This window comes from Streptomyces sp. L2 (assembly GCF_004124325.1).
In the GTDB taxonomy this organism is placed as follows: Bacteria; Actinomycetota; Actinomycetes; order Streptomycetales; family Streptomycetaceae; genus Streptomyces.
The window spans coordinates 5,466,599-5,491,819 of the sequence record NZ_QBDT01000001.1 but is presented as its reverse complement, the minus strand read 5'-3'; the positions used below and the strand labels follow the sequence as shown (position 1 = coordinate 5,491,819).

26 protein-coding genes and 2 pseudogenes are annotated in these 25,221 nt (G+C 70.6%); 13 read left to right on the top strand and 15 right to left on the bottom strand.

What is annotated here, in order from left to right:
* Nucleotides 1–16: 16 nt before the first annotated feature.
* A complete protein-coding gene (locus DBP14_RS24550) occupies nucleotides 17–1,078 on the bottom strand; it encodes a helix-turn-helix transcriptional regulator (RefSeq protein ID WP_241741024.1) in 1,062 nt (353 codons plus the stop codon).
* Nucleotides 1,079–1,179: 101 nt separating this feature from the next.
* Between DBP14_RS24550 and DBP14_RS24545 the strand changes: the two genes are divergently transcribed.
* From DBP14_RS24545 to DBP14_RS24535, 3 genes are all read left to right on the top strand, one after another.
* The gene (locus DBP14_RS24545) at nucleotides 1,180–2,610 is read left to right on the top strand and encodes an MFS transporter (RefSeq protein ID WP_129309282.1); all 1,431 of its coding nucleotides are present in this window, start codon (nucleotides 1,180–1,182) and stop codon (nucleotides 2,608–2,610) included.
* A gap of 98 nt (nucleotides 2,611–2,708) precedes the next feature.
* Entirely contained in the window at nucleotides 2,709–2,930 is a 222-nt protein-coding gene (locus DBP14_RS24540) for a hypothetical protein (protein WP_129309281.1), read from the top strand.
* 99 nt (nucleotides 2,931–3,029) lie between these two features.
* Nucleotides 3,030–4,208 (top strand): serine hydrolase domain-containing protein, encoded by a 1,179-nt coding sequence (locus tag DBP14_RS24535; RefSeq protein ID WP_129309280.1) that lies wholly within the window; start codon nucleotides 3,030–3,032, stop codon nucleotides 4,206–4,208.
* 50 nt (nucleotides 4,209–4,258) lie between these two features.
* Here the strand turns inward: DBP14_RS24535 and DBP14_RS24530 are convergent, their stop codons facing one another.
* From DBP14_RS24530 to DBP14_RS24510, 5 genes are all read right to left on the bottom strand, one after another.
* Nucleotides 4,259–4,585 (bottom strand): hypothetical protein, encoded by a 327-nt coding sequence (locus DBP14_RS24530; RefSeq protein WP_129309279.1) that lies wholly within the window; start codon nucleotides 4,583–4,585, stop codon nucleotides 4,259–4,261.
* 10 nt (nucleotides 4,586–4,595) lie between these two features.
* A complete protein-coding gene (locus tag DBP14_RS24525; protein ID WP_206739470.1) occupies nucleotides 4,596–4,811 on the bottom strand; it encodes an e9imm peptide in 216 nt (71 codons plus the stop codon).
* A 97-nt stretch (nucleotides 4,812–4,908) separates the two neighbouring features.
* On the bottom strand, nucleotides 4,909–5,328 hold the full coding sequence (locus DBP14_RS24520) for a contact-dependent growth inhibition system immunity protein (protein WP_241741023.1): 420 nt from the start codon (nucleotides 5,326–5,328) through the stop codon (nucleotides 4,909–4,911).
* A gap of 49 nt (nucleotides 5,329–5,377) precedes the next feature.
* A complete protein-coding gene (locus tag DBP14_RS24515) occupies nucleotides 5,378–5,965 on the bottom strand; it encodes a TetR family transcriptional regulator (RefSeq protein ID WP_129309276.1) in 588 nt (195 codons plus the stop codon).
* A 26-nt stretch (nucleotides 5,966–5,991) separates the two neighbouring features.
* Nucleotides 5,992–7,008, bottom strand: coding sequence for an aldo/keto reductase (locus DBP14_RS24510; protein ID WP_129309275.1), 1,017 nt, complete (start codon nucleotides 7,006–7,008; stop codon nucleotides 5,992–5,994).
* A gap of 212 nt (nucleotides 7,009–7,220) precedes the next feature.
* On the opposite strand from DBP14_RS24510, the gene DBP14_RS24505 reads away from it, so the two are divergent.
* On the top strand, nucleotides 7,221–8,318 hold the full coding sequence (locus DBP14_RS24505) for a chitinase (RefSeq protein WP_129309274.1): 1,098 nt from the start codon (nucleotides 7,221–7,223) through the stop codon (nucleotides 8,316–8,318).
* Nucleotides 8,319–8,397: 79 nt separating this feature from the next.
* Here the strand turns inward: DBP14_RS24505 and DBP14_RS24500 are convergent, their stop codons facing one another.
* A complete protein-coding gene (locus DBP14_RS24500; protein ID WP_129309273.1) occupies nucleotides 8,398–9,780 on the bottom strand; it encodes a glycine--tRNA ligase in 1,383 nt (460 codons plus the stop codon).
* Nucleotides 9,781–9,951: 171 nt separating this feature from the next.
* On the opposite strand from DBP14_RS24500, the gene DBP14_RS24495 reads away from it, so the two are divergent.
* The 4 genes from DBP14_RS24495 to DBP14_RS24480 all read left to right on the top strand — a co-directional run bounded on the left by DBP14_RS24495 (nucleotide 9,952) and on the right by DBP14_RS24480 (nucleotide 13,143).
* Nucleotides 9,952–10,923, top strand: a complete 972-nt coding sequence (locus DBP14_RS24495; protein ID WP_129309272.1) for a metal ABC transporter substrate-binding protein — start codon at nucleotides 9,952–9,954, stop codon at nucleotides 10,921–10,923.
* A 23-nt stretch (nucleotides 10,924–10,946) separates the two neighbouring features.
* Nucleotides 10,947–11,726: a metal ABC transporter ATP-binding protein gene (locus tag DBP14_RS24490; protein WP_129309271.1), complete on the top strand. Its 780-nt coding sequence runs from the start codon at nucleotides 10,947–10,949 to the stop codon at nucleotides 11,724–11,726.
* Nucleotides 11,726–12,628: a metal ABC transporter permease gene (locus DBP14_RS24485; RefSeq protein ID WP_129309270.1), complete on the top strand. Its 903-nt coding sequence runs from the start codon at nucleotides 11,726–11,728 to the stop codon at nucleotides 12,626–12,628. Before DBP14_RS24490 ends, DBP14_RS24485 begins: the two co-directional genes overlap by 1 nt.
* Before the next feature lie 104 nt (nucleotides 12,629–12,732).
* Nucleotides 12,733–13,143 (top strand): transcriptional repressor, encoded by a 411-nt coding sequence (locus DBP14_RS24480; protein ID WP_129309269.1) that lies wholly within the window; start codon nucleotides 12,733–12,735, stop codon nucleotides 13,141–13,143.
* 106 nt (nucleotides 13,144–13,249) lie between these two features.
* Here the strand turns inward: DBP14_RS24480 and DBP14_RS24475 are convergent, their stop codons facing one another.
* From DBP14_RS24475 to leuA, 5 genes are all read right to left on the bottom strand, one after another.
* Nucleotides 13,250–14,089, bottom strand: coding sequence for an isoprenyl transferase (locus tag DBP14_RS24475; RefSeq protein WP_129309268.1), 840 nt, complete (start codon nucleotides 14,087–14,089; stop codon nucleotides 13,250–13,252).
* A 35-nt stretch (nucleotides 14,090–14,124) separates the two neighbouring features.
* Nucleotides 14,125–14,874, bottom strand: coding sequence for a DNA repair protein RecO (gene recO / locus DBP14_RS24470; protein WP_129309267.1), 750 nt, complete (start codon nucleotides 14,872–14,874; stop codon nucleotides 14,125–14,127).
* A 486-nt stretch (nucleotides 14,875–15,360) separates the two neighbouring features.
* Nucleotides 15,361–15,597, bottom strand: a complete 237-nt coding sequence (locus DBP14_RS24455) for a hypothetical protein (protein ID WP_129309266.1) — start codon at nucleotides 15,595–15,597, stop codon at nucleotides 15,361–15,363.
* 107 nt (nucleotides 15,598–15,704) lie between these two features.
* Complete coding sequence (locus DBP14_RS24450) at nucleotides 15,705–16,400, bottom strand: TerB family tellurite resistance protein (RefSeq protein WP_129309265.1); 696 nt, start codon at nucleotides 16,398–16,400, stop codon at nucleotides 15,705–15,707.
* Nucleotides 16,401–16,585: 185 nt separating this feature from the next.
* A complete protein-coding gene (leuA, locus tag DBP14_RS24445) occupies nucleotides 16,586–18,307 on the bottom strand; it encodes a 2-isopropylmalate synthase (RefSeq protein WP_129309264.1) in 1,722 nt (573 codons plus the stop codon).
* Between the two features lie 360 nt (nucleotides 18,308–18,667).
* On the opposite strand from leuA, the gene DBP14_RS24435 reads away from it, so the two are divergent.
* Nucleotides 18,668–19,738: a M4 family metallopeptidase gene (locus DBP14_RS24435; RefSeq protein WP_129312070.1), complete on the top strand. Its 1,071-nt coding sequence runs from the start codon at nucleotides 18,668–18,670 to the stop codon at nucleotides 19,736–19,738.
* A gap of 20 nt (nucleotides 19,739–19,758) precedes the next feature.
* Entirely contained in the window at nucleotides 19,759–20,025 is a 267-nt protein-coding gene (locus tag DBP14_RS36995) for a protealysin inhibitor emfourin (protein ID WP_129309263.1), read from the top strand.
* A gap of 102 nt (nucleotides 20,026–20,127) precedes the next feature.
* On the opposite strand, the gene DBP14_RS24425 is transcribed toward DBP14_RS36995, so the two are convergent.
* The gene (locus DBP14_RS24425; RefSeq protein ID WP_129309262.1) at nucleotides 20,128–20,673 is read right to left on the bottom strand and encodes a GNAT family protein; all 546 of its coding nucleotides are present in this window, start codon (nucleotides 20,671–20,673) and stop codon (nucleotides 20,128–20,130) included.
* 86 nt (nucleotides 20,674–20,759) lie between these two features.
* On the opposite strand from DBP14_RS24425, the gene DBP14_RS24420 reads away from it, so the two are divergent.
* Both DBP14_RS24420 and DBP14_RS24415 read left to right on the top strand, forming a co-directional pair.
* A complete protein-coding gene (locus DBP14_RS24420; RefSeq protein ID WP_129309261.1) occupies nucleotides 20,760–22,076 on the top strand; it encodes a GH1 family beta-glucosidase in 1,317 nt (438 codons plus the stop codon).
* On the top strand, nucleotides 22,073–23,326 hold the full coding sequence (locus DBP14_RS24415) for an MFS transporter (protein WP_129309260.1): 1,254 nt from the start codon (nucleotides 22,073–22,075) through the stop codon (nucleotides 23,324–23,326). Before DBP14_RS24420 ends, DBP14_RS24415 begins: the two co-directional genes overlap by 4 nt.
* Before the next feature lie 9 nt (nucleotides 23,327–23,335).
* Here DBP14_RS24415 and DBP14_RS24410 read toward each other — a convergent pair.
* Nucleotides 23,336–23,560, bottom strand: a pseudogene (locus tag DBP14_RS24410) (NAD(P)-dependent oxidoreductase); the annotation flags it as partial.
* Nucleotides 23,561–23,565: 5 nt separating this feature from the next.
* Between DBP14_RS24410 and DBP14_RS24405 the strand changes: the two are divergent.
* Nucleotides 23,566–24,161, top strand: a pseudogene (locus DBP14_RS24405) (transcriptional regulator); the annotation flags it as partial.
* 40 nt (nucleotides 24,162–24,201) lie between these two features.
* Here the strand turns inward: DBP14_RS24405 and era are convergent.
* A complete protein-coding gene (era, locus tag DBP14_RS24400; protein ID WP_129309259.1) occupies nucleotides 24,202–25,155 on the bottom strand; it encodes a GTPase Era in 954 nt (317 codons plus the stop codon).
* Between the last annotated feature and the right edge of the window lie 66 nt (nucleotides 25,156–25,221).

The window sequence follows — 25,221 nt, the reverse complement described above, 5'->3', positions numbered from 1 at the left end:
CTCGCGGGGCGGGGGCTCAGCCGCGCTCGGCCAGTTCCTGGAGCCGCTCCAGGCGGGCGCGGGTCTCCTCGTTCTTCGGGGTGTAGGTGACGAGGCGGGCGCCCGTCTCCGGGCTCAGCCACAGGTCCGTGTGCTCCACGGTGAGGTGGCCGACGTACGGGTTGAGGAACTCCTTGGTCTTGGTGCGGTTGCCGACGACCTCGTAGCGCTCCCAGTTCTCGCGGAACTCCGGGGACTCCGTCTCCAGGCGCTTGACGAGCATCTTCCAGGCGGGCTCGCCCAGGTGGCCGGCCAGGGAGGCGCGCAGCCGGGCGGCCATCAGGCGCTGGCTGTCCTCCAGGTGCACGATCGACGCCTGCCAGTCGCGGTTGGTATAGACGAGGACCATGCAGTTGCGGTCCTCGGGCGGGATCGCGTCGAGGTCGCCGAGGAGGCGGCCGTAGGTGCGGTTGTAGGCGAGGATGTCGTACCGGCTGTTCTGGATGCAGGCCGGGACCGGCTCCAGGCGGCGCAGGATCTCGGTCAGCGCCGGGGTGATGCCCGCGCAGTTCGCGGCCGGGGTCGGGTCCGTGGCACCGGCCAGCTGGAACAGGTGGGCGCGCTCGCTGGCGTCCAGCATCAGGGTGCGCGCCAGGGCGTCCAGGACCTGCACGGAGACCTGGATGTTGCGGGCCTGTTCGAGCCACGTGTACCAGGTGACGCCGACCGCGGAGAGCTGGGCGACCTCCTCCCGCCGCAGCCCCGGCGTGCGCCGGCGCCGCCCGCGCGGCAGCCCCACCTGCTCGGGGGTGATCCGCTCCCGGCGACTGCGCAGGAACGCGGCCAGTTCGTTCCGCCGGATCTCCGCACCGCCCGCCGCGGGGACGCCCGTGGCGGCGGGAGCCGCAGGCGTCGCCGGAGCCGTAGGCGTCGCGGGCGTCGCGGAAGCCGCGGGAGTCGCCGGAGCCGCGGGCGTCCGGGACGGCGGGTTCCGCACCCCCGACTGCCGCACCCCCGACTGCCGCACCCCGGACTGCCGGGCCGCGGACTGCCGGGGGGCCGCGGAGGTCGTGCTCGTCACGGTCGTCAGGCTCGTCATGGTTCCAGGGTGCCCCGCGCCCGATCCTGTTGCCAGGTACTTCTTGTACCAGGACAAGGACACTCTGGTACCACCCTGCGCCCGGTCGCAGGCTCGGGGACATGACCGACACCGTCAGTACCCCGGCCGTCCGCGCTCCTGAGGCGGCTTCGCCCACGCTGGGCGGCCCGGGGCTGTTCACCGTTCTGCTGGCCGCGGCCCTGCCGCTGGTCGACTTCTTCATCGTCAACGTGGCCCTGCCGACCATCGGCGCCGATCTCGCCGCGGGCGAGGCCGTACTGGAACTCGTCGTAGCCGGTTACGGCGTCGCCTACGCCGTCCTGCTCGTCCTCGGCGGTCGGCTCGGCGACCTGGTCGGCCGGCGGCGGCTGTTCCTCGGTGGGATGGCCGCCTTCGGAGTGACCTCGCTGGCCTGCGGCCTGGCACCGGACGCCTGGACCCTGGTCGCGGCGCGGGTCGCGCAGGGCGCGTCCGCCGCGGCGATGCTGCCGCAGGTCCTCGCCACCGTCCAGGCCACCACGAGCGGCGCGCGCCGGGCGAAGGCCATGAGCCTGTACGGCGCCACCGCCGGCCTCGCCATGGTGGCGGGGCAGATCCTGGGCGGCGTCCTCGTCGCCGCCGACCTCGCCGGAACCGGCTGGCGGGCGATCTTCCTCGTCAACGTGCCGGTGGTGGTGCTCGGGCTGGTCATGGGCGTGCGGTTCGTGCCCGAGACCCGCTCGCAGCACCCCGAGCCGGTCGACGGCCCCGGGACCGTGCTGCTCGCCGCGTCCCTGCTGACGCTGCTCGCCCCGCTCACCGAGGGCCGGGCGGCGGGCTGGCCGCTGTGGACCTGGCTGTCGCTGGCCGCGTTCCCGTTCGCGGCCGCCGCCTTCTACGCCGTCGAGCGCCGGGCGGACCGGCTGGGCCGGACCCCGCTGGTGCCGCCCAGCCTGTTCCGGCTGGCCTCGCTGCGGCGCGGGCTGGTGCTGATGCTGCCGTTCTCCATCGGGTTCAGCGGGTTCATGTTCGTCATCGCGCTGGCCCTCCAGCAGGGGGCGGGCCTCGGACCGGTGCCGGCGGGGCTGGCGCTCGCGCCGATGGCCGTGGTGTTCCTGTTCGTCTCCCTCGCCGGTCCGCGGCTGATCGCCCGCCACGGCACCCGGGTCGTCGCCGCCGGGGCCGCGGTGCAGGCGGTCGGCGTGCTGCTGATCGTGCTCGCGGTGTGGCGGGACTGGCCCCACCTGGACGTGGCCTCGCTGCTGCCGGGCACGGCCGTCGCCGGGGCCGGGCAGGCCCTCCAACTCCCCAACATCATGCGGATCGTGATGTCCGAGATGCCGGCGGCGCGGGCCGGGGTCGGCAGCGGCGTGATGGTCACCACGCAGCAGTCCGCGCTGGCGCTGGGCGTGGCCACGCTCGGCACGCTCTTCCTCGCCCTCGTCCCGCACTTCGGCATGCGGGACGCCCTGCTCACCACGCTGTTCGTGCAGTTGGCCGGGGTCGCCCTGACGGGCCTGCTGAGCCTGCGGCTGCCCCGCACGGTCGGCTGACCGCCGCTCATTTCCCCTTCCGGGCACCCCCTGTTGATGTTGGACTTGCTGCACACTCCTTGCCGTCGGGAACACCGGAGTCAGGGAGGAGCGGGGTCATGCCGCAGAACCAGACGAGCAAGGTCAGCCGCTGGGACCAGCACGGGCGCGAGCACGTGGTCCGGGTACGGCGCACGGGCGTGCAGCGCACGATCAGCTGCGACACCTGCGGCTGGCGGCAGGGCGCGCAGTTCCTGCCGTGGCTGAAGGCGGAGGAGCACCTGGCCGAGGCGCACCAGGCGACGGTGGACCCGTCGGCGCCCCGGGAGGCCTCCCACTGAATTCCTTCGGCGGGCCGCATGCACGGTGGCGACCGATGAGTTTCCGGAGCGGCTCCAGTCGTACCTACGACGACGGAGCCGACCCAGGGACCGAGGACCATGACCACCACACCGCTGTACGACACCTTGCACCGCTACGTCGACGAGGGCACCGTGCCCGGCGCGGTGGGCCTGCTCGCCCACTGCGAGGACGTCGAGGTGGTGGCCGTCGGCCACACCGCGGCCGGCGGCCCCACCCCGATGACCAGGGACTCGATCTTCCGGATCGCCTCGCTCACCAAGCCGGTGACGGCCGCGGCCGTGCTGATGCTCGTGGACGAGGGGCGGGTCGGGCTGACGGACCCGGTGGAGAAGTGGCTTCCGGAACTGGCCGAGCCGATGGCGGTCCTGACCCCCGACAGCCCCCTCGACGACCTGGTGCCGGCGAACCGCCCCATCACGGTCGAGGACCTCCTCACCTCCCGCACGGGGTGGGGCTTCCCCTCCGACTTCTCCCTCCCGGCGGTGCAGGCGCTGTTCGAGGTGCAGAAGGACGGCCGCTTCCCGCACGCCTACCCGGCCCCGGACACCTGGCTGACCGACCTGGCGAAGGTCCCCCTGCTCTACCAGCCGGGCGAGGCCTGGCTCTACGGCACCTCCTCCGACCTCCAGGGCATCCTGATCGCCCGGGCGTCCGGCCACCCCTTGCCCGACTTCCTGGCGGAACGGATCTTCAAGCCCCTCGCCATGAAGGACACTGCGTTCGAGGTCCCGGCCGCCGAACGCCACCGCTTCACCACGTCCTACCGCCAGGCTCCCGACCACACCCTGGAGGTCATGGACACCCCTGACGGCGACTGGAGCCGTATCCCCGCGTTCCCCTCGGGCGGCGGCGGCCTCGCCTCCACGGCCGACGACTACCTCGCCTTCGCCCGCATGCTGCTGTCCGGCGGCGAGACGAACGGCCGCCGGCTCCTCTCCGCCACCGCGGTCCGCCGCATGACCACTAATCACCTCACGCCGGCCCAACGCCGCATCGGCCGCCTCTTCCTGGAGGGCGAGGGCTGGGGCTACGGCGCCCAGGTCGACATCACCACCACCCACCCCTGGAACACCCCGGGCCGCTACGGCTGGGTAGGCGGCACAGGCACCACAGCCCACCTGGCCCCCAGCACGGGGATGGTCTCCATCCTCCTGACCCAGGTCGCCATGTCCAACCCGACCCCGACCCCCTTGATGAGGGACTTCTGGCACTGCACGGCGCCCACTACGGCAGGCGGTCAGCTTTCCCGGCCTTGATGCCGAGGATCAACGCACGGAGCTTCACAGGTGTCCGTGAGGCCGTGCTCTCATGACGATTCACCGACGCACACCCCGGACTCGTGCGCCGCGATGACGTCGCCCTTCTTGAGTTCCTGCACACCTTCGCCCGTCAACCTGGCTTTCGCACTGTGGGGCGGATCCAGGAGCTCAGTCGACCGTTCGTAACGACGAATCCAGTCAACGATGATGACAGGCCTGAGCTGCACAGGCTTATCGCAGGCAAGAGATCGAAATTCCTGACCCCAGTGCACCACGCCACCCACGCACCGAACAACGCACACGACGGACGCTGCACTCTCCTCTTCCACAGAGTAGATCTGCAGCTGGGCCGCATGCGCCTCACCGTTGGTCATTGGTTCCTCTTCAGAGCGCGATAGGGCGATACGCAAGGGCCTGGTCGACCACCTCATCGGCGGAAAGCTCCCGCTCGGGTGGCCAGAAGATCAGATTGCCGACGTATCCAGCCGGACAGGCCAGAGCTCGGTCAAGACTGTCGAGCCCGCGGTCCACCTCTTCGTCCGAGGCGTAATCGGCATCCATGATCCGCTGCACCAGCGCAACAGCCTCGGCGCGACTCATCTTCACCGGACTCACGTCCTTCCGCCATAGCCCGCTGCAACCGCAGCCGTGATGGTCAGCGCCAGCAGGGCAATGAATCCGATGCGGGTGCAGGGTCTCACAGCACGTCCGACAGAGCTGCTCGGAAGCCTTCCACTTCCCGCCCCACGCACTCCGAGAGATCGGTCAGTATGCGCAGGGTCTCATCCAGGTGACGGGCGAGTTCCGGTGCACTCCTCCATACGGATTCACTCCTGGTCAATACCGCCGAGAGCAGGTCGTCGTCATACCAGCCACCCGCCGCTTCCTGCGGTGCCGTCTCACGAAGGAAATCCAGGGCAACAGGAAGCAGCCAACGAAGGCCCACATCCTGCCCGATCAACCGGGCCAGATCCTCCGCCGAGAGTTCTCCAACAGCACGCCTCCGCAGTTCATGAACGCTGCGAACCAAGGCCGTACTGGGCGTCGACGGATCCGGCCATCGGCAGCGCTCAAGCTCTTCGATCGACCTATTTCTGTCAACATGTTCCGACAGCACAGACACCTCCATTCGCGCTATCGATACAGTTGCGGTCGAAGAGGAGGGATCACTGCGGGCGCAGGCCGCGGATCAGGAGGTCGACCACCGCCTCGAATTCGGTTTCGATGTCGGGGTGTTGCCATTCGCGGGCGTAGCACGGGTCGTGGAAGCGGCCGGTGGCCTGGAAGACGGCTCGGGCCGAGGCGGTGGGGTCGGGGGCGGCGAAGTCGCCGGACTCGGCGCCGGTGGCGATGATCCGGGCCAGCTGGACGGTGAGGTCGGTGACGTGGTCGGCGACGGCGGCGCCGCTCTCGTCGGCCAGCACGGTGTAGGTGGCGAAGAGCTCCGGGTCGTAGCCCGCCTTGTGCCGCTTGGCCTCGAACAGGGCGGCCAGCCAGTCGCGCAGGCGGGTCTCCGGGTCACGGTCCTCGGTGACGAAGCCGGCGAGCCGCTCCGAGGTGCGGTCCAGCCACCTCTTGGTCACCGCTTCGCGCAGTGCCGCCTTGGTGCGGAAGTGGCGGTAGACGCTGCCGTGGCTGACGCCGAGCGCGCGGGCCACGTCGACCACGGTGGCCTTGGCCGGGCCGTGCCGGCGCAGCACCTCCTCGGTGGCTTCGAGGATGCGCTCGGCGGTCAGGGTCTCGGTCGGTGCCATGTCCTAGACCGTACCTGGAGTGGCCTTCAGCGTTCGCTGTCGAGCATCGCCATCTGCGCCGGGGCGTACCGGGAGCCGGCCGCCGCCTCCGCCGGGACCGCGCTCTCGATGGCCGCCAGGTCCGCCGCGTCCAGGGTGACGTCCAGGGCGCCCAGCGACTCGGTCAGCCGCTCGCGGGTGCGCGCGCCGACCAGGGGGACGATGTCCTCGCCGCGCGAGAGCACCCAGGCGATGGCCGTCTGCGCGACGGTCGCGCCCTTCTGTTCGGCGATCTTGCGGAGGGACTCGACCAGCGTGAGGTTGTGCCGGTAGTTGTCGCCCTGGAAGCGGGGCGAGTGGGCGCGGAAGTCGGTCGCCGCGAACTGCTGGTCGGCCGTGAAGTGGCCGGAGATCAGCCCGCGCGAGAGGACGCCGTAGGCGGTGACGGCTATGCCCAGTTCGCGGGTGGTGGGCAGGATGTCCTTCTCGGGGGCGCGCGAGATCAGCGCGTACTCGATCTGGAGGTCGGCGATCGGGGCCGTGGCGGCGGCCCGGCGGATGGTGTCGGCACCGAGCTCGCTCAGGCCGATGTGGCGGACGTACCCCTTCTCCACCAGTTCGGCGATGGCGCCGACGGTCTCCTCGATCGGCACGTCGGGATCGAGGCGGGCCGGTCGGTAGACATCGATGTGGTCGACGCCCAGGCGCTGGAGCGAGTACGCCGCGAAGTTCTTCACCGCCGCCGGGCGGCCGTCGAAGCCGGACCAGCCTCCGGCCGGGTCACGCAGGGCGCCGAATTTGACGCTCAGCTGCGCGTTCTCCCTGAGGGCCGGCGGGGCGGTGCGCAGCGCCTCGGCGATCAGCAGTTCGTTGTGCCCCATGCCGTAGAAGTCGCCGGTGTCGAGCAGGGTCACGCCCGCTTCCAAGGCGGCGTGGATCGTCGCGACGGACTCGGAGCGGTCCGCTTCGCCGTACATCCCGGACATGCCCATGCAGCCGAGGGCCAGGGCGGAGACCTGGGGGCCGGTGGTTCCGAGGGATCGGGTTCGCATCGTCGTGGTCATGAGTCCAGACTGCCATGACGGATGACAGATTTCAATATCTGTTATCCGTCATTTGTGAGTTGTCATCCGAGAGAGGGTGGGCTTCGACTTGGTCCAGACCTATTGACTAGAGGTCTGGACCAGAGGAGTGTCATGTATGCGACATCTACCGACCACCGGCCGACCCACCCGCCTCGCCCCGTCCTCACCGCACCCCCACCGGGAGGCTCCGCATGATTCGCCGCAGACTGCGTCTGCTCGCCGCCGCGCTGGCCACCACCTGCCTCGCGCCCTTCGCCCTCTCCCTCGCCGTGGCGCCAGCCGCAACCGCCGCCCCCTCCCCCACCACCGCGCCCGGCGCCTCCGCCACAACCGACACCTGCGCAGTGAAGTCCCGCCCGGCCGGCAAGGTTCTCCAGGGCTACTGGGAGAACTGGGACGGTTCGGCCAACGGCGTCCACCCGCCCTTCGGCTGGACCCCGATCACCGACTCCCGCATCGCCGCGCACGGCTACAACGTGCTCAACGCGGCCTTCCCGGTCATCCTGTCCGACGGCACCGCGCTGTGGCAGGACGGCATGGACAGCGGGGTGAAGGTGCCGACGCCGGCGGAGATGTGCGCGGCGAAGGCCTCCGGGCAGACGATCCTGCTGTCCATCGGCGGGGCCGCGGCGGGCATCGACCTCAACTCCAGCGCCGTGGCGGACCGGTTCGTCGACACGATCGTGCCGATCCTGAAGCAGTACAACTTCGACGGCATCGACATCGACATCGAGACCGGCCTCACCAACAGCGGAAGCATCGGCCGGCTGTCCACGTCCCAGTCCAACCTGATCCGCATCATCGACGGGGTGCTGAGCCGGATGCCGTCGAACTTCGGCCTGACGATGGCCCCGGAGACCGCGTATGTCACCGGCGGCAGCATCACGTACGGCTCGATCTGGGGGGCGTACCTGCCGATCATCAAGAAGTACGCGGACAACGGCCGGCTGTGGTGGCTGAACATGCAGTACTACAACGGCAGCATGTACGGCTGTTCCGGCGACTCCTACTCGGCGGGGACCGTACAGGGCTTCACCGCGCAGACCGACTGCCTCAACAAGGGGCTGGTGGTGCAGGGGACCACGATCCGCGTGCCGTACGACAAGCAGGTACCGGGGCTGCCCGCCCAGCCCGGCGCCGGCGGCGGCTACATGTCGCCGTCCCTCGTCTCCCAGGCCTGGCGGCAGTACGGCAGCTCGCTCAAGGGCCTGATGACCTGGTCCCTCAACTGGGACGGCTCGAAGAACTGGACCTTCGGCGACAACGTCAGGGCACTGCAAGGCCGTTGACGGGAGCCCGAGGAGAGCAGAAGGACGGCCGCCGAGTCAGTGACTCGGCGGCCGTCCGGCGTGTACCCGTGTTTCGGCGTCAGCAGCCCAGCAGGCGGCTGGCCAGGTAGCCCTCGATCTGGTCCAGGGACACCCGCTCCTGCTTCATGGAGTCGCGCTCGCGGACGGTGACCGCGTTGTCGTCCAGGGTGTCGAAGTCGACGGTCACGCAGTACGGCGTGCCGATCTCGTCCTGGCGGCGGTAGCGGCGGCCGATGGCGCCGGCGTCGTCGAACTCGATGTTCCAGTGCTGGCGCAGCGCCTGGGCGAGGCCCTTGGCCTTCGGCGACAGCTCGGGGTTGCGGGACAGCGGGAGGACGGCGACCTTCACCGGGGCCAGGCGGTGGTCGAGCCGCAGCACGGTCCGCTTCTCCATCTTGCCCTTGGCGTTGGGCGCCTCGTCCTCGACGTAGGCGTCGAGCAGGAAGGCGAGCATCGCCCGGCCGACACCGGCCGCCGGCTCGATGACGTACGGCGTCCAGCGCTCGCCGGCCTCCTGGTCGAAGTAGGCCAGGTCCTGGCCAGAGGCCTTGGAGTGGGAGGAGAGGTCGTAGTCGGTGCGGTTGGCGACGCCCTCCAGCTCGCCCCACTCGCTGCCGCCGAACTGGAAGCGGTACTCGATGTCGGCGGTGCGCTTGGAGTAGTGGGAGAGCTTCTCCTTCGGGTGCTCGTACCAGCGCATGTTCTCCTCACGCAGACCCAGGCCGGTGTACCAGTTCCAGCGCTGCTCCATCCAGTACTCCTGCCACTTCTCGTCCTCGCCCGGCTTGACGAAGAACTCCATCTCCATCTGCTCGAACTCGCGAGTGCGGAAGATGAAGTTGCCCGGCGTGATCTCGTTGCGGAACGACTTGCCCATCTGGGCGATGCCGAACGGCGGCTTGCGGCGCGAGGTGGTCTGCACCTGGGCGAAGTTGGTGAAGATGCCCTGGGCGGTCTCGGGGCGCAGGTAGGCGACGGAACCGGAGTCCTGCGTCGGGCCGAGGTGGGTGGAGAGGAGCCCGGAGAACTGCTTGGGCTCGGTGAACTGGCCCTTGTTGCCGCAGTTCGGGCAGTTGACGTCGGCGAGGCCGTGCTCGGGGAGGCGGCCGTGCTTGGCCTCGTACGCCTCTTCCAGATGGTCGGCACGGAACCGCTTGTGGCAGGAGGTGCACTCGGTCAGCGGGTCCGTGAAGGTGGCGACGTGGCCGGAGGCGACCCACACCTCAGAGGCCAGGATCACGGACGAGTCGATACCGACCACGTCCTCGCGCGACGTCACCATGTAGCGCCACCACTGGCGCTTGAGGTTCTCCTTGAGCTCGACACCCAGCGGTCCGTAGTCCCAGGCGGCACGCTGTCCGCCGTAGATCTCACTGCACGGGAAAACGAAGCCACGGCGCTTGCTCAGGCTGACGATGGTGTCGATCTTGTCGGCGGCCACGGTGCTCTCTTCATTACGACGACGGGCGTTGAAGCGAGATGCTTCCAGCGAATGCTTCAGGGTACCGGCGGGGGCTCCCCCTCAACCAAATCGGTACCGATCATGTGCGGATCGGGGCCCGGCGAAGGGGCTTGTTGACAATGGTTTCCATGTCAGTTGAAAATGACTGTCATGAACAGAAGTCGACGGCTCATACGCTTCGCCGCCCTCACCTCGGTCACCGCCGTCACCGCGCTCGGCCTCGGCACCCTCTCCGCCTGCTCCACCGACAGCGCTGCCGCGGGTGACACCGGCAGGTTCGACGTCGTCGCCTCCTTCTATCCGATGGCCTTCCTCGCCGAGCGGATCGGCGGCAGCCACGTCCACGTCACCAGCCTCACCTCCCCCGGCCAGGAACCCCACGACCTGGAGCTGAGCCCGAAGCAGATCGCCTCCCTCCAGGACTCCGACGCCGTCCTCTACCTGAAGAACCTCCAGCCCTCCGTCGACGACGCGGTGGCCCAGTCCCCCGTGCAGACGAAGATCGACGCGGCCTCCCTGACCACCCTGGAGGAACACGGCAACGAGGTCGGCGGGCACGCCGCCGCCCACGACAGCGGCGCGAGCCCCGAGGGCGCCGCGAAGGACCCGCACATCTGGCTCGACCCGGTGCGCTACGCCCAGGTCGCCGCCGGTGTCGGCAAGGCCTTCGAGAAGGCCGACCCGGACCACGCGGCCGACTACCGCGAGAACACCGCCGCCCTGGTGAAGCAGCTGAACGACCTCGACACCCGGTTCAGGACCGGCCTCGCGCACACGAAGAGCAAGGTCTTCATCACCACGCACGCCGCCTTCGGCTACCTCGCCGAGCGCTACGGCCTCACCGAGGAGGCCGTCAACGGCCTGGACCCCGAGTCGGAGCCCAGCGCCGCCCGGGTGCGAGACCTGGAGCACATGGCCCGCGCCGACGGCGTCACCACCGTCTTCTACGAGACCCTCGTCAGCGACAAGACCGCCAAGACCATCGCGGGCGACGCCGGCCTGAAGACGGACGTCCTCGACCCCCTCGAAGGCATCATCACCGGGAAGTCGCGCGGCACCGACTACTTCTCCGTCCAGGAGGCCAACCTCACCGCGCTCCGCAAGGCCCTGGGCGCCGAATGACCGGCATGGAGGAGGACCGGACCATGACCCTCACCTCGGACGAACCCGTCGTGGCCCTGCGCGGGGTGCGCGCCGACCTCGGCTCCCGTCCCGTCCTGCGCGGCATCGACCTCACCGTGCGGCGCGGCGAGGTCGTCGCCCTGCTCGGCGCGAACGGCTCGGGCAAGTCGACGGCCGTCCGCAGCCTCATCGGGCAGGTGCCCGTCCACAGCGGCACGATCGCCCTGTTCGGCACCCCGCACCGCGCCTTCCGCGACTGGGCGCGCGTGGGCTACGTGCCGCAGCGCACCACGGCCGCCGGCGGCGTCCCCGCCACCGTCACCGAGATCGTCTCGGCCGGCCGCCTGTCCCGCACCCGCTTCGGCGCCTTCCGCCGGTCCGACCGGGAGGCCGTCCACCGCGCCCTGGAGCGGGTCGGCATGAACGACCGGGCCGGGGACTCCGTCACCGCGCTCTCCGGCGGCCAGCACCAGCGGGTGCTGATCGCCCGCGCGCTCGCGTCCGAACCCGAGCTGCTGATCATGGACGAGCCGATGGCCGGCGTCGACCTGGCCAGCCAGGAGGTGCTGGCCGCGACCCTGCGCGAACAGGTCGCCGCCGGTACGACCGTCCTGCTCGTCCTGCACGAACTGGGGCCCCTGGAGCCCCTGATCGACCGGGCGGTCGTCCTGCGCGACGGCTGCGTCCTGCACGACGGACCACCCCCAAAGGCCGTGGGGCAACATGCTCTGCCCGGCCACGACCACGTCCACCCGCACGCACCCGCGGGCACCGAACCGATCCGCACGGGATGGCCGGCCTGATGGACTTCCTGAACTACGCCTTCATGCAGCGCGCGTTGATCGCCGCCGTCCTGGTCGGCATCACCGCGCCCGCCGTCGGCATCTACCTGGTCCAGCGCCGCCAGGCCCTGATGGGCGACGGCATCGGGCACGTGGCCATGACCGGCGTCGGCCTCGGCTTCCTGCTGTCCACCTCCCCGGTGTGGATGGCCACGGCCGTCTCCGTGCTCGGCGCCGTCCTGATGGAACTCATCCGCTGGTACGGCCGCACGCGCGGCGACATCGCCCTCGCGATGCTCTTCTACGGCGGTATGGCCGGCGGCGTGATGCTGATCAACCTGGCGCCGGGCGGCTCCAACGCCAACCTGACCTCCTACCTGTTCGGCTCGCTGTCGACGGTGGCACGGTCCGACGTGACCGCGATCTGTGTGCTCGCCGCGTTCGTGCTGCTCGTCACGCTGGGCCTGCGCCGCCAGCTGTTCGCGGTCAGCCAGGACGAGGAGTTCGCGCGGGTCACCGGGCTGCCGGTGCGCGCCCTGAACCTGCTGACGGCGGTCACGGCGGCGGTGACGGTGACGGTCGCCATGCGCGTGGTCGGGCTGCTGCTGGTGTCCGCGCTGATGGTGGTGCCGGTGGCGGCGGCGCAGCAGCTCGCGCGGAGCTTCACGGCCACGTTCGTGATCGCCGTCGTGATCGGGGTGGCCGTGACCGTCAGCGGCACCGTCACGTCCTACTACCAGGACGTGCCGCCCGGCGCGACGATCGTCCTGCTGACCATCGCCGCGTTCGTCGCGCTCACCGTCGCCGCGACCCCGCTGGCCCGGCGGCGCGCCCGCGCGGCCGCGGCGGGGCGGCCCGCCGGCGATCCCGCGGAGTGCTCGATCCCGGCGGGGCGGGCGGCCGGCGACGAGGTCGGCGTCTGACCGCCGGCGGTTTGGGCTGGCACAATGGCCCGGGCAGACGCGCGACGGCTCACGACACCCGATGGGCACGGGAGCCCTCGCGAGCCATCGAAGGAGGCAACCCCGTGACGACCGCTGGACCGCCCGTGAAGGGCCGCGCGACCCGGCAGCGGGCAGCAGTGGCGGCGGCCCTGGACGAGGTCGACGAGTTCCGCAGCGCGCAGGACCTGCACGACATGCTCAAGCACAAGGGCGACTCCGTCGGGCTGACGACGGTCTACCGCACGCTGCAGTCCCTCGCGGACGCCGGCGAGGTCGATGTGCTGCGCACGTCGGAGGGGGAGTCGGTGTACCGGCGCTGCTCCACCGGGGAGCACCACCATCACCTGGTCTGCCGCTCCTGCGGCAAGGCGGTGGAGGTGGAGGGGCCGGCGGTGGAGAAGTGGGCGGAGGCTGTCGCCGCGGAGCACGGGTATGTGAATGTGGCGCATACGGTGGAGATCTTCGGTACCTGTGCGGAGTGCTCCGCAGGTTAGGCCGGGGAACGCCGGGGCCGTGCGGTGTGCTTTCGGGTGCGGGTGCGTTGTGGCCTGTCGCGCAGTTCCCCGCGCCCCTGACGGGGCACGGGTGTGCTGTCCGTGATCAGTTGCCCTCGGGGCGGCCCTGCATGGCCTGGAGTTCCTCGTTGGGGATGGCGCCGCCGAAGCGGCGGTCTCGGGAGGCGTATTCGATGCAGGCTCGCCAGAGGTCGCGGCGGTCGAAGTCGGGCCAGAGGACGTCCTGGAAGACCATCTCGGCGTAGGCGCTCTGCCAGAGGAGGTAGTTGGAGGTGCGCTGTTCGCCACTGGGCCTGAGGAAGAGGTCGACGTCCGGCATGTCCGGGTAGTACAGGTACTTCTGGATGGTCTTCTCGGTGACCTTCGCCGGGTCGAGGCGGCCGGCCTTGACGTCCTCGGCCAACGCCTTGGCCGCGTCGGCGAGTTCGGCTCGGCCGCCGTAGTTCATGCAGAAGTACAGGGTGAGCAGGTCGTTGTCCTTGGTCTGCTCCTGCGCGACCTGGAGTTCCTTGGCGACGGACTTCCACAGCCTGGGCATGCGGCCGACCCAGCGCACCCGGATGCCGAGGGCGTCGAGCTGGTCGCGGGTCTTGCGGATGAAGTCGCGGTTGAAGTTCATCAGGAAGCGGACCTCGTCGGGCGAGCGCTTCCAGTTCTCGGTGGAGAAGGCGTACAGGGAGATGTTGCGGACGCCGATCTCGATGGAGCCCTGCAGTACGTCCAGCACGCGCTCGGCGCCGACCTTGTGGCCCTCGGTGCGGGGCAGCCCGCGGTCCTTCGCCCAGCGGCCGTTGCCGTCCATGACGATCGCCACGTGGCCCGGGACCAGTTCGCCGGGGAGCTTCGGCGCACGGGCGCCGGACGGGTGCGGCTCCGGCGCCCTGTACTCGCGGCGCTGCCGGCCCAGGATCCCGCGTACGACCATGTGCTTCTCGTCTCCCTCTGCGACTTCTAGGACTTCTACGACTTCTCGACGTACCGAAGGGAACGCAGTCCGCGCTCCAGGTGCCAGTGCAGGTAGGCGGACACGAGGCCGCTGCCCTCCCGGACGTAGCGCGCCTCGCACGCGTCCGCCGTCTCCCAGTCTCCCGTAAGCAGTGCGCCGAGCAGAACCAGGGTCTGCGGCGAGGGTACGACGCTGCCGGGCACCCGGCAGTCGACGCAGACGGAACCTCCCGAGCCGACCGAGAAGAACCGGTTCGGTCCGGGCATTCCGCACTTGGCGCAGTCGCCGAAGCTGGGGGCGTAGCCGTTGACGGCGAGGGAGCGCAGCAGGAAGGCATCGAGGACGAGGTGGGGGGCGTGCTCGCCGCGGGCGAGGGTGCGCAGGGCGCCGACCAGGAGGAGGTACTGCTGGACGGCTGGTTCGCCCTCGTGGTCGGTGAACCGCTCGGCGGTCTCCAGCATGGCCGTGCCGGCGGTGTAGCGGGCGTAGTCGGCGACGATGCCGCCGCCGTACGGGGCGATGGTCTCGCTCTGCGTGCACAGGGGGAGCCCGCGTCCGACCAGTTCGCTGCCGCGCGCGAAGAACTGCACGTCGACGTGGGAGAAGGGCTCCAGCCGGGCGCCGAACTTCGACTTGGTCCGCCGCACCCCGCGCGCCACGGCCCGCACCCGCCCGTGCCCCCGCGTGAGCAATGTGATGATCCTGTCTGCCTCACCCAGCTTCTGGGTGCGCAGGACGATGCCGTCGTCCCGGAACAAGCTCATGACCGGCCCCCACGGACCATCGGCCGGGGGTACGGGGGTCGTCCCCCGGAAGACCACAGCATGATCCTGTCTGCCTCACCCAGCCTCTGGGTGCGCAGGACGATGCCGTCGTCCCGGAACAAGCTCATGACCGGCCCCCACGGACCATCGGCCGGGGGTACGGGGGTCGTCCCCCGGAAGACCACAGCATGATCCTGTCTGCCTCACCCAGCCTCTGGGTGCGCAGGACGATGCCGTCGTCCCGGAACAAGCTCATGACCGGCCCCCACGGACCATCGGCCGGGGGTACGGGGGTCGTCCCCCGGAAGACCACAGCATGATCCTGTCTGCCTCACCCAGCTTCTGGGTGCGCAGGACGATGCCGTCGTCGCGGAACAGGCTCACGCCGCACCCAGATTCTGCTGGTGGGTGTGCGGGGCGGGGCGGGGCGGGGTCATGTCTCCATTCTGCCCGTCCGCGCGGGCGTTCGGGGCCGGGGCCGGTCGTTCAGGGCGTCTCGTCCGCGCCGCCGGCATGTGCCCGGGACTCGGTGGGGGCCGCCGCGGCGCTCCTGCGTTCCGCGGGGGTGGCCCGGCGGACGGCGTCGGGGCCGGCGTCCCATTCGCGGCCTCCGCCGTAGGGCCGCAGCTGGACGTAGGGGCCCTCGTGGCCCATGACGATGCCGATGCGGCCGGTGCGGGTGTCGACGGCGCTGGAGCCGACCGGGAGTTTCTTCGCGTCCACGTCCCGTCGATCCCCTGCCCCCGGCAATTTCACTCTTCGCGTCCCCCGGGTGACTCCCCGCGTCTACACTCGGCCGGAGTCTGTCCGCGAGCCCGGGTGCCGGGGCCTCAGGACGGGGTGCGGGCCGCGGCCAGGAGGCGGGTCACCTCCGTCGTGCCGATGGTCAGGGCCGCGCCGATCGTGGTGAGGGCGTCGCGTTCGGCGGGCGTGTAGGGGCCGTCGGCCAGGGCGATGCGGGCGGCCTGGAGCAGCAGGGACTCGCGGCCGGCCGGGGCGAGGTGCGGGGCGAGGGGATCCAGGGCCTCGTGCAGCTCTATCACCAGGCTCGCGCCGCACGGCTCACCGAGGACCCGGCCGGTGTCGGCGGCGACGGCGTCGACGAGCGCGGCCAGCTGCTCCTCGGTGCAGTCGTCGAAGCCGGCCGCGCGGACCGTGCACGCGGCCGTCTCCAGGGCCGTGCGCGAGCCGGTGCCGCCCGCCGCGAGCACGGCGAGGGCGACGGTGTGCACGGCGTCGCGGAGCATCACGGAGAAGCGGCGGGTGGTGGGGTGGTCCAGGACGTCGGTACCGAAGTGATGGCGGCAGGCCGCGCACTCCACGACGGGTCCGGTCACCCCGCGGGGCAGCAGGGGCACGCCGAGGAGGGTGAAGCGGCGACGGCCGGTCAGCCGCTGGTAGTTGCGGTCGCCTCCGCAGCCGGGGCAGTAGAACTCGCCGTCGCCGACGGGCGTCCAGGCGGTGCGGGTGCCCAGGATGTGCACAGCCCTGGTGGCACGGTCGTCTCGTCCCCGTACTGGCAGCACGTCGCACCTCCATAACCGCACGGCAACATCGCCGTGCTGGCGTGATGTTAGCCACATCACGGAGGCTGAGTCAGTACCCCGTACGAGACCTTTCCGTGACCTCGGGGGCGCGGTGGCCGAAAGCGACGGTGCCCTGGCCGCCGTACGAGGCGGCCGGGGCACCGAAAAGGCCCGGTCGGGCGGGGTCAGCGGGCCGCGCGGTTCACCGCGGAGACGACCGCCTTCAGCGACGCACGCGTCGTGTTCGCGTCGATGCCGATCCCCCACAGAACCTTGCCGTCGATCGCGCATTCGATGTAGGAGGCGGCCTGCGCGGAGGCGCCCTCGCTCATCGTGTGCTCCTGGTAGTCCAGCAGGCGTACGTCGATGCCGATGGACTCCAGGGCGTCGAAGAAGGCCGAGATCGGACCGTTGCCGGAACCGGTCAGCACCGTGTCCTCACCGTCAACGGTGGCCTCGACGGTCAGGGTGTCCACGCCGTCGGTGTCGGTGGTCGACTGGCCCGTCCTGACCTGGATACGACCCCAGGGGTTGTCCGGGTTGGGCAGGTACTCGTCCTGGAAGACCGCCCAGATGTCCTTCGGCGTGATCTCGCCGCCCTCGGCGTCCGTCTTGGCCTGGATCAGCTTGGAGAACTCGATCTGCATCCGGCGCGGCAGTTCCAGCTTGTGGTCGTTCTTGAGGACGTAGGAGATACCGCCCTTGCCGGACTGCGAGTTGACGCGGATGACGGCCTCGTAGGAGCGGCCGACGTCCTTGGGGTCGATGGGCAGGTACGGCACCGCCCACTCGATGTCGTCGACCGTGACGCCCTTGGCCTTGGCGTCGGCCTCCATGGCGTCGAAGCCCTTCTTGATGGCGTCCTGGTGGGAGCCGGAGAAGGACGTGTAGACCAGGTCGCCCACGTACGGGTGGCGCGGGTGGACCTCCATCTGGTTGCAGTACTCCCACGTACGACGGATCTCGTCGATGTCGGAGAAGTCGATCTGCGGGTCGACGCCCTGCGAGAACAGGTTCATGCCCAGGGTGACCAGGTCGACGTTGCCGGTGCGCTCGCCCTGCCCGAACAGGCAGCCCTCGACGCGGTCGGCGCCGGCCATCAGGGCCAGCTCGGCCGCCGCCACGGCCGTACCGCGGTCGTTGTGCGGGTGGATGGACAGGCAGACGTGCTCGCGGCGGGACAGGTTGCGGCCCATCCACTCGAAGCGGTCCGCGTGCGTGGACGGGGTGGAACGCTCCACGGTGGCGGGCAGGTTGAGGATGATCTCGCGGCCCGGACCGGGCTGCCAGACGTCCATGACCGCCTCGCAGACCTCCAGCGCGAAGTCCAGCTCGGTGTCGGTGAAGATCTCCGGGGAGTACTGGTAGCCGAACTCGGTCTCGGGGCCCAGCAGTTTCTCGGCGTACTCGATGACCAGGCGGGTGCCGTCGACGGCGATCTGCTTGATGTCGTCCCTGGAGCCGCGGAACACGACCCGGCGGAAGACGGGCGCGGTCGCGTTGTACAGGTGGACGGTGGCGCGCCGGGCGCCCTTCAGGGACTCCACGGTCCGCTCGATCAGGTCCTCGCGGGCCTGGGTCAGGACGGAGATCGTCACGTCCTCGGGGATCGCGCCCTCTTCCTCGATGATGGAGCGCACGAACTCGAAGTCGGTCTGGCCGGAGGCGGGGAAGCCGACCTCGATCTCCTTGTAGCCCATCTTGACCAGCTGGTCGAACATCCGGCGCTTGCGCTCGGGCGACATCGGGTCGATCAGGGCCTGGTTGCCGTCGCGCAGGTCGGTGGAGAGCCAGCGGGGGGCGGTGGTGACGCGCTGCTCCGGCCAGGTGCGGTTCGGGATGTCGACCTGGTCGTAGCGACCGTACTTGTGGATCGGCATGGAGGTGGGCTGCTGGCGGTTCGCCATGATGCGTGGGCTCCTCAGGGTGTCCGGTGGTCCGGAGATCCGGGTGGCCGGCCGACGACGCAACGCCAGAGCACCGCGGGGAGGGAGTCGGCCGTGTCTACAGGCCCTCGCCGCGGCAGCTAAGGAGAAGCAGCCCGAAACGCATGATGCTCCGCAGCGTAGCCGAGTCGTACCGGGTGCGGCGGTCCTGTATCAGTATGCGGAATGGCGCGGGCAAATGGGACGAAAAGTGCGGTACGCCACGTGCCGCTCACGGTGGCATACCACTCAGTGACGGTGCGCGACCACGAATGTCCCTGTATTTCACCAATCATGGTTGCGAGTAGTGACAGTCGCGTCACGCAGTGCAATGGTGCGGGCATGACCACCAACGGGGGCCTTGAGCCCGTCTTCTGCACGATCGTGCCGCCGCACGTCCTCGACAAGCTCGCCCGGCACGGGGACTCCGCGCTGTCCGGACCGGCCCGCCGGTCCCTGGAGCACGACGCCTACCAGCGCACCAAGCGGCGGCTGACCACCGTGATCGGCGCGCCCGCCGTCGCCGCGCCCGCCGGGGCCGCCGCGGACCGGCCGCACCGCACCATCTACGACGCGCGGCACCAGCAGGACCTGCCCGGCACCCAGGTCCGCGAGGAGGGCTCCGAACCCGGCGCGGACGCCACCGTCAACCGCGCCTACGCGGGCCTCGGCGCCACCTTCGACCTCTACCTGAAGGTCTACGGCCGCCACTCCATCGACGGCAACGGACTGCCGCTGGACGCCAGCGTGCACTTCGGCGAGAACTACGACAACGCCTTCTGGAACGGCGAACAGATGGTGTTCGGCGACGGCGACAACGAGATCTTCCTGGACTTCACCATCCCGGTCGACGTCATCGGGCACGAACTGACCCACGGCGTCACCCAGCACACCGCCAACCTGGACTACTACGGGCAGTCCGGCGCTCTCAACGAGTCCGTCTCCGACGTCTTCGGCTCCCTGATCAAGCAGTACTCCCTCGGGCAGACCGCGGCCGAGGCCGACTGGCTGATCGGCGCGGGACTCCTCGCCCCGCGCGTCACCGGCAAGGCCCTGCGCTCGATGAAGGCGCCGGGCACGGCGTACGACGACGACGTCCTCGGCAAGGACCCGCAGCCCGCCACCATGGAGGACTACGTCCGCACCGGGCAGGACAACGGCGGCGTGCACATCAACTCCGGCATCCCGAACCACGCATTCTACCTGGTGGCGACGGCGATCGGCGGCAACGCCTGGGAGAAGGCCGGGCAGATCTGGTACGACGTGCTGACCGGCGGCGAGCTGCACCAGGACGCCCTGTTCGCCGACTTCGCCACGCTGACCGTGAAGGCGGCGCGGGAGCGGTACGGCGCGGGCGACGAACTGCAGGCCGTCCAGAAGGGGTGGGAGCAGGTCGGGGTGCGGACGCTGTAGATCCGTACTAGACAAGGCCCATGCGGATTCGAGTACGACGCAGTGGGGGGTTCGCCGGGATCGAGCGGCGGGCCGAGGTGGAGACCGCCGGGCGGGGCGACGCGGAGGAGTGGGAGGCCCTGGCCGGGCGGGCGGTGGCCTCCGGCCGGGGTGAGCCTGAACGGGGTGTACCCGATGGGTTCCACTATGAGATCACGGTCGATGAACGGACGGTGTATGCGGCGGATCCCCATTTGACGCCGGACCAACGGGAGTTGGTGTCTCGCCTCTTGAAAGAGGGGGCGTGATGCTTCGCTGAGGGGGCGTGCGGGCGGTCTGCTGGGTGCGGGCCCATCGTGGCTTGTCGCGCAGTTCCCCGCGCCCCTTTGGGGCGCGGTCCACTCGCGCTCTCAAGAACTCATCCACTCCTCTCGCAGCATTCCGAACATCACCTCGTCGTGCCATTCCGTGCCCACGCGTATCGCCTTGCGGCGGCGGCCCTCCTCGGTGAAGCCGAGGTTGGTGAAGGCGCGGATGGCGCGGTCGTTGCCGCTCCAGGTGTCGAGGTCGACGCGGTGGAGGCGGCAGGGGCCGAAGAGGTGGTCCAGGAGGAGGCTGAGGGCCTCGGTGCCGTAGCCGCCGTTCCAGTGGTCGCGTTCGCCGATGGTGATGCCGGCGGTGGCGCGGCCCGCGAAGGTGTCGAGGTCCCGGTAGTCGGCCATGCCGATCACGCGGCCGCCGTCGCGTTTCTCGACGGTGAACGTCGCCGTCTCGCGCGGGTCCTGGCGCAGCTGGGCCTCGTGGAAGCGTTCCAGCGCCTCCCGGCTGATGGGCCCGAAGTTCGGGTGGCCGCCGGTGGCCCAGTGCACCACCTCGGGGTCGTTGCGCCAGCGCAGGTGGGCTTCCAGGTCCTCGGCGCGCAGGGCGCGGAGTCGTACGAGCTTTCCTTCGATCATTCGGTGATCATAAGGAAAACGCCCTGGAAGGCTAATTGCCTTCCAGGGCGTTGACTTCCGTTACCCGGGGTAAGGATGATCCGCGCATGGCGACTGATGCGGGCAAGCCGATACCGCGGTTTCCGGACGGTTTCGTGTGGGGTGTGTCGACGTCGGCGCATCAGATCGAGGGGGCGGTGGACGAGCGGGAGCCGTCCGTGTGGGACGTGTTCACCGGCGAGCCGGGGCGGGTGAAGGACGGTTCCACGGCGGACGTGGCCTGCGACCACTACCACCGCTACCGCGAGGACGTGGCCCTGCTGGCCGCTCTCGGCGTGGACGCGTACCGTTTCTCGGTCTCCTGGCCGCGGGTGAACTCCCCCGGCGGGCTGGACTTCTACGACCGGCTGGTGGACGAGCTGTGCGCGGCCGGGGTGGCGCCCGTGCCGACCCTGTTCCACTGGGACCTGCCCGCCTCGCTGGACTGGCTGGAACGGGACACGGCGGAGCGGTTCGCCGCGTACGTGTCGGTGGTGGCCGAGCGGCTCGGCGACCGGGTGGGCAAGTGGATCACCCTCAACGAGCCCGCCGAGCACACCCTGCTGGGGCACGCCCTCGGCGCGCACGCTCCCGGCAGGCGGCTGCTGTTCGACGCGCTGCCGGTCGCCCACCACCAGCTCCTCGCCCACGGGCTCGCGGTACGGGCCCTGCGCGCGGCCGGCGCCCGCGACATCGGCATCGCCAACTCCCACGGCCCCGCCTGGGCCGCGTCGGAGAAGGACGAGGACGTGGCGGCCGCCGGGTTCTACGACACCCTGCTCAACCGCCTGTTCGCCGAGCCGGTCATCCTGGGCGAGTACCCCGACGGGCTGGGCGAACTGATGCCGGGAGACGTGGCGGCCGACCTGAAGGTCATCGCCGAGCCCGTCGACTGGTACGGCGTCAACTACTACGCCCCGAGCCTGGTGGGCGCACCCCAGGGCACCGACACCGAGTACGGCGGGCTGCCGCTGCCCGCCGAACTCCCCTTCTCGGTGCGGGAGATCGAGGGGCGCCCGGTGACGGACTTCGGCTGGCCCGTCGTACCGGAGGCGCTGACCGAGCTGCTCACCGGCTTCCGGGAGCGCTACGGCGACCGGCTGCCCCCGGTCGTCATCACCGAGAACGGCTGCTCCTACGAGGGCGTCGACGACCAGGAGCGGATCGCCTATCTGGACGCCCACATCCGGGCGCTGCACGCCGCGTCGGAGGCCGGTGTGGACGTGCGCGGCTATTTCGTGTGGTCCCTGATGGACAACTTCGAGTGGGCGGAGGGCTACGCGCGCCGCTTCGGCCTGGTCCACGTCGACTACGAGACGCTCACGCGCACCCCGAAGGCCTCCTACCACTGGTTCCGGGACGTGCTGCGGGCGGCGCGGGGATGACCACCGTCCGGGCCCCGGGCGCGCCGGCCGAGCCGGTGCTGCCGGTCGGCCGGGGCTGGACGGCGGCGCTGTCGCTGGCCAACGGGGCGATCTGGGTGGGCTGGTTCGGGCCGCTGCAGATCCTGCTCGCCTCCCAGGCGAAGGACTTCGCGCCCGGTGCCGGGATGTCGAAGGAGTCCCTGCTGGCCTGGGTGACCGGTGCCGGAGCGGTCGTCTCGCTGGTCGCCAACCCGGTGTTCGGCGCTCTGTCGGACCGGACCACGGCCCGCCGTGGCCGCCGTACGCCGTGGATCGTGGCCGGGACGGCGGGGGGCGCGCTGTCGCTGCTGCTGCTCGCGGGCGCGGGCGGGCCGTGGTCGATGGCGGCCGGCTGGTGCCTGGCGCAGCTCACCCTGAACGCGGCGTTCGCGGCCGTCACGGCGGCCGTCCCCGACCAGGTGCCCCGGCTCCAACGGGGCGCGGTGGGCGGCTGGCTGGGGGCGGCGCAGATCCTCGGCGTGGTCGGCGGCACGGGCCTGGCGACGGCGGCCGGCGGGATCACGGCCGGGTACGTGGCCTGCGCGGTCTTCACGGTGCTCGGCGTGCTGCCGTACGTGCTGCGCTACGACGACCTGCGGCTCGCGCCGGAGGACCGGCCGCCCTGGTCCTGGCGGGCCTTCGTGGCCGGATTCTGGCTGAGTCCGCGCCGCCACCCGGACCTGGGCTGGGCGTGGCTGACCCGCTTCCTGATCAACCTGAGCAACTCCCTGGTCCTGCTGTACCTCCTCTACTACCTGCGCGACCGCGTCCGCTACGACGACCCCGGCCGGGGCGTGCTGGTGCTGACAGCCGTCAACAGCCTGACGCTGGTGGCGACCGTCGTGGTGGGCGGGGTGTGGTCGGACCGGGTGGGGCGGCGCAAGCCGTTCGTGGTGTGGTCCGGGGTGCTGATGGCGGTGGCGACGGCGGCCCTGTCCGCGTGGCAGACCTGGCCCGGCGCGATCGTCGCCGCGGCCGTTCTCGGCCTCGGCTTCGGCGTGTTCACCTCCGTCGACTTCGCGCTGATGACGGACGTCCTGCCGAAGGCCGCGGACCGGGGCAAGGACCTGGGCGTGATCAACGTGGCCAACGCCCTCCCCCAGGTCGCGGCCCCCGCCCTCGCCGCGCCCCTGGTGAACGACCTGGGCGGCTACCGCACCCTGTACCTGGTGGCCGCGGTGATCGGGCTGGCGGGAGCGGTGCTGGTGAACCGGATCCACGGGGTGCGGTGAGCCGGTGCGTCAGAGCGCTCCGGCGTCGCGGGCGGCCCACACGGTCGGGTAGTACGGCCGGTAGCCCAGTTCACGGCGGATACGGTCGGTGGACAGGAGCCCGTGCCAGGGATCGGGATCGGTCTCCTCGGAGTCCGGGAGCGGGGCGCCGAGCAACTGGTGGAGTTCCAGGGCGGTGACGGGGACGTCGTCGGCGATGTTGTAGGCGCGGCCGTCGGCGCGGGGAGCGTACAGACCCGTCGTCCCACGTCCGGCCGGGGCTGATGCTGGTCCTGGACCGGCTCCACGACGCGGCGGCGCAGGTGGTCACGGACTGCGGGGAGGTGCTGGCGCAGAACGCGCTGGCGAAGGCGCTCGTCGGCGACGCGTCCGCCCGCCCGGCCCGGGAGCGGAACCTGACCCGGCGCTTCTTCCTCGACCCGACGGCCCGCGCGCTCTTCCCGCCGGAGGGCCTCCCGGGGCACGCCCGGGATCACGTGGCGAGCCTCCGGGCGGTGGCGGCGGCCCACCCCGACGACCCGGAGCCGGCCGCCCTGGCCGCCGAACTACGGTCGGCCAGCGCGGAGTTCGCCCGCCTCTGGGACGAGCACGAGGTGTCGCTGCGCCGTCCCGGCACCAAACGCTTCCAGCACCCCGTGGTCGGCCTCCTGGAGCTCGACTGCGAGGCCCTCCTCGGCAACGGCCACCGCACCACCTCATCATCCACACGGCCCGCCCCGGCACGGAGTCCCACGACAAACTCCAGCTCCTGAGAGTGGTGGGCCTCCAGAACATGCCCGGCCACCCGAGCCGGACGGGCGGCGGAAACCCAGGGGTCCGGGGCGGAGCCCCGTGACGGCCACCGCTCGACCAAGCGAGTCGGGCGGGTGGGAGACTCAGAACCCCAGTCGCCGCAACTGCTTCGGATCCCGCTGCCAGTCCTTCGCGACCTTCACATGCAGATCGAGGAAGACCGGCGTCCCCAGCAGCGCCTCGATCTGCTTGCGGGACTTAATGCCGACGTCCTTCAGCCGCTTGCCCTTGGGCCCGATGATGATCCCCTTCTGGCTGGGGCGCTCGATGTAGAGGTTGGCGTGGATGTCGAGGAGCGGCCGGTCGGCGGGCCGGTCCTCGCGCGGCAGCATCTCCTCCACGACCACCGCGATGGAGTGCGGCAGCTCATCGCGGACACCTTCCAGCGCCGCCTCCCGGATGAGTTCCGCGATCATGACCTGCTCGGGCTCGTCCGTGAGGTCGCCCTCGGGGTAGAGGGCCGGGCCCTCCGGCAGCAGCGGGACGATCAGGTCGGCCAGCAGACTCACCTGCTTGTCGCCGACCGCCGACACCGGCACGATCTCCGCCCACTCGAAGCCCAGCTCCTTGCCCAGGGCGTCGATCGCGATCAGCTGCTCGGCGAGGGTCTTGGAGTCCACCAGGTCGGTCTTGGTGACGACGGCGATCTTCGGGGTCTTCCTGATCCCGGCCAGTTCCTTGGCGATGAAGCGGTCGCCGGGGCCGATCTTCTCGTTCGCCGGCAGGCAGAAGCCGATCACGTCGACCTCGGCCCACGTGGTGCGGACGACGTCGTTGAGGCGCTCGCCGAGCAGGGTGCGCGGCTTGTGCAGGCCGGGGGTGTCGACCAGGATCAGCTGGGCGTCGGGGCGGTGCACGATGCCCCGTACGGTGTGCCGGGTCGTCTGCGGCTGGTTGGCGGTGATCGCCACCTTCTGCCCGACCAGAGCGTTCGTGAGGGTGGACTTGCCCGCGTTGGGGCGGCCCACGAAGCAGGCGAAGCCGGCGCGGTGGGCGGCCTCGGCCGGCTGCTCGGATGACTGGGTACGCACGCTCATGGCGCCCATTCTCCCTGATCCACCGGGCCGCGCCGCACCGGCGGTCCCCACCGGCTCTTGGTGTGA

Excerpts from the sequence above, each read along its gene's own strand:
- DBP14_RS24475 (WP_129309268.1), bottom strand. The coding sequence starts at position 14,089 with ATGGTCGTACGCGGGATCCTGGGCCGGCAGCGCCGCGAGTACAGGGCG.
- DBP14_RS24515 (WP_129309276.1), bottom strand. The coding sequence starts at position 5,965 with ATGGCACCGACCGAGACCCTGACCGCCGAGCGCATCCTCGAAGCCACC.
- DBP14_RS24420 (WP_129309261.1), top strand. The coding sequence starts at position 20,760 with ATGGCGACTGATGCGGGCAAGCCGATACCGCGGTTTCCGGACGGTTTC.
- recO (WP_129309267.1), bottom strand. The coding sequence starts at position 14,874 with ATGAGCTTGTTCCGGGACGACGGCATCGTCCTGCGCACCCAGAAGCTG.
- DBP14_RS24510 (WP_129309275.1), bottom strand. The coding sequence starts at position 7,008 with ATGACCACGACGATGCGAACCCGATCCCTCGGAACCACCGGCCCCCAG.
- DBP14_RS36995 (WP_129309263.1), top strand. The coding sequence starts at position 19,759 with ATGCGGATTCGAGTACGACGCAGTGGGGGGTTCGCCGGGATCGAGCGG.
- DBP14_RS24550 (WP_241741024.1), bottom strand. The coding sequence starts at position 1,078 with ATGACGAGCCTGACGACCGTGACGAGCACGACCTCCGCGGCCCCCCGG.
- DBP14_RS24490 (WP_129309271.1), top strand. The coding sequence starts at position 10,947 with ATGACCCTCACCTCGGACGAACCCGTCGTGGCCCTGCGCGGGGTGCGC.
- DBP14_RS24535 (WP_129309280.1), top strand. The coding sequence starts at position 3,030 with ATGACCACCACACCGCTGTACGACACCTTGCACCGCTACGTCGACGAG.
- DBP14_RS24525 (WP_206739470.1), bottom strand. The coding sequence starts at position 4,811 with ATGAGTCGCGCCGAGGCTGTTGCGCTGGTGCAGCGGATCATGGATGCC.
- DBP14_RS24425 (WP_129309262.1), bottom strand. The coding sequence starts at position 20,673 with ATGATCGAAGGAAAGCTCGTACGACTCCGCGCCCTGCGCGCCGAGGAC.
- DBP14_RS24545 (WP_129309282.1), top strand. The coding sequence starts at position 1,180 with ATGACCGACACCGTCAGTACCCCGGCCGTCCGCGCTCCTGAGGCGGCT.
- DBP14_RS24485 (WP_129309270.1), top strand. The coding sequence starts at position 11,726 with ATGGACTTCCTGAACTACGCCTTCATGCAGCGCGCGTTGATCGCCGCC.
- DBP14_RS24435 (WP_129312070.1), top strand. The coding sequence starts at position 18,668 with ATGACCACCAACGGGGGCCTTGAGCCCGTCTTCTGCACGATCGTGCCG.
- era (WP_129309259.1), bottom strand. The coding sequence starts at position 25,155 with ATGAGCGTGCGTACCCAGTCATCCGAGCAGCCGGCCGAGGCCGCCCAC.
- DBP14_RS24495 (WP_129309272.1), top strand. The coding sequence starts at position 9,952 with ATGAACAGAAGTCGACGGCTCATACGCTTCGCCGCCCTCACCTCGGTC.
- DBP14_RS24530 (WP_129309279.1), bottom strand. The coding sequence starts at position 4,585 with ATGACCAACGGTGAGGCGCATGCGGCCCAGCTGCAGATCTACTCTGTG.
- DBP14_RS24505 (WP_129309274.1), top strand. The coding sequence starts at position 7,221 with ATGATTCGCCGCAGACTGCGTCTGCTCGCCGCCGCGCTGGCCACCACC.
- leuA (WP_129309264.1), bottom strand. The coding sequence starts at position 18,307 with ATGGCGAACCGCCAGCAGCCCACCTCCATGCCGATCCACAAGTACGGT.
- DBP14_RS24415 (WP_129309260.1), top strand. The coding sequence starts at position 22,073 with ATGACCACCGTCCGGGCCCCGGGCGCGCCGGCCGAGCCGGTGCTGCCG.
- DBP14_RS24540 (WP_129309281.1), top strand. The coding sequence starts at position 2,709 with ATGCCGCAGAACCAGACGAGCAAGGTCAGCCGCTGGGACCAGCACGGG.